We start from the raw sequence: 2,397 nt of genomic DNA, 5'->3' as shown, positions 1-2,397 counted from the left end.
GCGCCTCGATGGCGGCCTCCAGCGTGGCCTTCAGCCGGTTCACGGCGGCGCCGCGCTCCTTGCGCTGATCGGCGGGCACGGCGCCCAGCCCCTTCAGCAGCGCGGTCAGCGCGCCGCTCTTGCCCAGCGTGCCCACCCGCACCGCGTCCAGCGCGCGGAGGTCGGCGGCGGCGGCCAGCGCGGCCTCGGTCTCCGCCTGCAGGGTGGCGAGATCATCCGTCATGGTATCGTCCCGTCCGTGCCTGGCGCGTCTCGGATGCGCCGATACGAAAAGAGCCGCCGGACGCCCTGGAAGCCCAGGGCGGCGGCGGCTCGGTCATCGCAGCCCCCTCAGGAGGGGGCGGAGATCACGCCTCGGCCGAAGCCGGCAGCGCCGCCTTGGCCTTCTCGACCAGGGCGCCAAACGCGGCGGAGTCCTCGAAGGCGATGGCGGCCAGCACCTTGCGGTCCAGCTCGATGTTCGCGGCCTTCAGGCCGGCGATGAACTTCGAGTAGGTCAGGCCATGCTCGCGGGTCGCGGCATTGATGCGCTGGATCCACAGGCCGCGGAACTCGCGCTTCTTAACGCGGCGGTCGCGGTAGGCGTACTGCAGGGCCTTCTCGACGCGCTCGAGCGCGGGGCGGTAGGCCTTGGAGGAACGGCCGACATAGCCCTTGGCGAGCTTGAGGACCTTCTTGTGACGGGCGTGGGCGGCGACGCCGCGCTTAACACGAGCCATGGTTCAGATCCTCTGTCTTACCGGGCCGAACCGTACGGCATCCACTGCTTCACCGTGTCACCATCCTGCTTGTCCAGCACGTAGGTGCCGCGGTTCTGCCGCTTCATCTTGTTGGTCTTGGCGGTCAGCATGTGGCGCTTGTTGCCGGCGCCAGCCTTCACCTTGCCGGTCGCCGTCAGCGTGAACCGCTTCTTGACGCTCGACTTCGTCTTCATCTTGGGCATTTCGGTACTCCTGGTCCTGAAGCGCCCTGCCTCCGGAGAGGCGGACACGGAACCGCGGCCGGGCATGCCCTACAGGCCCGGACGCGCGGGAAGAGGCGGGGGTATAGCCATGCCCGGCCCGCGCGGCAAGGCCGGAGGCCGATTCGCATGCCGCTCCGCGGCGGGTCCCGTTCCGGCCCTGGGCAGCGCGGCGCGCCTGGCGCAGCATGGCCGCCAGAGATCCGGTGCGGGAGGAAGGGCGATGACGGAATGCCGGCTGGTGCTGGCGCGGGCGGCTGTGGATGCGGCGTCGCGGATCGGCGCGGCGCGCGCGGCGCATCTGGCGCTGATCGGGCCGATGGCGGCGGCGGGGGAGCTGCTCGCCGGGGTGCCGCTGCAGGATGCGGCGGGGCAATACCAGGGCTCGCTGATGCTGCTGCGGCCCGAGGCGCTGGAGCGCTACCTGGAGGCCGAGCCCTTCCGGCAGGAAGGGGTCTGGCAGAGCCATGCGGTGCATGTGTTCCGCCTCGCCCCGCTGCCCTGGCGCCCCCTGCCGGCGGAGCCGGCGCCGGAGCAGCCCACCCACACCATCGCCATCGCCTGGGACGGGCGGGACGAGGCGGCACCGGCGCGGCGCCTGGCGGCGCGCGAGGCGCATTTCGCCCGGGTGGAGCCGGCGGCGCGGGCGGGGCTGCTGGCGCTGGGCGGCGCCATCCTGGACGCGCCGGGCGGGCGGATGGTGGGCTCGGTGGCCATTACCGCACACCCTTCCGTGGCGGCGGCCCAGGGCTGGTGGGCGGAGGACCCCTATCTGCGCCAGGATGTCTGGCGGGAGGTCTCCTGGCACGCCACGCGCTTCGCGCCGCTGCCCTACCGGCCGCTGCCGGGTGCGGGCTGAGCGGCCTCACCGCCGCCCGAACAGCTTCTCGAACTCCGCCTTGCCGAAGCGCAGCCAGGTGGGGCGGCCATGGCTGCAGGTGGAGGCGCGCGGCGTGGCCTCCATCTGCCGCAGCAGGGCGTCCATCTCGGCCGGGTTCAGCCGCCGCCCGGCGCGGATCGAGCCATGGCAGGCCAGCCGCGCGATGGCGGCATCCAGCCGCCGCTCCAGCGCCGTGCTTTCCTCCCACTCGGCCAGCTCGGCGCAGAGGTCGCGCAGCAGGGGGGCGGGGTCGGGGTTGCCGAGCAGGGCAGGCAGGGCGCGCACCAGCACCGCGCCGGGGCCGAAGCCCTCCAGCTCCAGCCCGAGCCGCTCCAGGGCAGGGGCAGCCTCCAGCAGGCGGCCGCATTCCAGCGGCGCCAGCTCCACCACGGCGGGCAGCAGCAGGGGCTGGCTGCGCACCTGCCCCTCCAGCAGCTGCGCCTTGAAGGCCTCGTGCGTCAGCCGCTCATGCGCCGCATGCTGGTCCACCAGGATCAGCGCCCCATCCGGCGCCTCGGCCAGGACGTAGGTCTCCATCAGCTGCGCCACGGGGCGG

4 protein-coding genes and 1 pseudogene are annotated in these 2,397 nt (G+C 73.3%); 1 reads left to right on the top strand and 4 read right to left on the bottom strand.

The annotated features are described in order from the left end of the window. From ACZJYS_RS24020 to rpmI, 3 genes and pseudogenes are all read right to left on the bottom strand, one after another. Positions 1-223: pseudogene (locus ACZJYS_RS24020) on the bottom strand (phenylalanine--tRNA ligase subunit alpha); the annotation flags it as partial. Positions 224-347: 124 nt separating this feature from the next. Further along, on the bottom strand, positions 348-719 hold the full coding sequence (rplT, locus tag ACZJYS_RS24015; protein ID WP_109516757.1) for a 50S ribosomal protein L20: 372 nt from the start codon (positions 717-719) through the stop codon (positions 348-350). A 17-nt stretch (positions 720-736) separates the two neighbouring features. Beyond that, positions 737-943: a 50S ribosomal protein L35 gene (rpmI, locus tag ACZJYS_RS24010; RefSeq protein ID WP_109516758.1), complete on the bottom strand. Its 207-nt coding sequence runs from the start codon at positions 941-943 to the stop codon at positions 737-739. A 241-nt stretch (positions 944-1,184) separates the two neighbouring features. Between rpmI and ACZJYS_RS24005 the strand changes: the two genes are divergently transcribed. Further along, on the top strand, positions 1,185-1,820 hold the full coding sequence (locus ACZJYS_RS24005; RefSeq protein ID WP_493180601.1) for a YciI family protein: 636 nt from the start codon (positions 1,185-1,187) through the stop codon (positions 1,818-1,820). A gap of 6 nt (positions 1,821-1,826) precedes the next feature. Here the strand turns inward: ACZJYS_RS24005 and ACZJYS_RS24000 are convergent. After that, positions 1,827-2,397, bottom strand: a 571-nt coding sequence (locus ACZJYS_RS24000) for a DNA mismatch repair MutL family protein (protein ID WP_493180600.1), incomplete at its 5' end; no start/stop codon positions are given.

It is taken from the genome of Roseomonas sp. TS2, from assembly GCF_058833935.1.
This window is presented reverse-complemented; position numbering and strand designations above follow the sequence as displayed.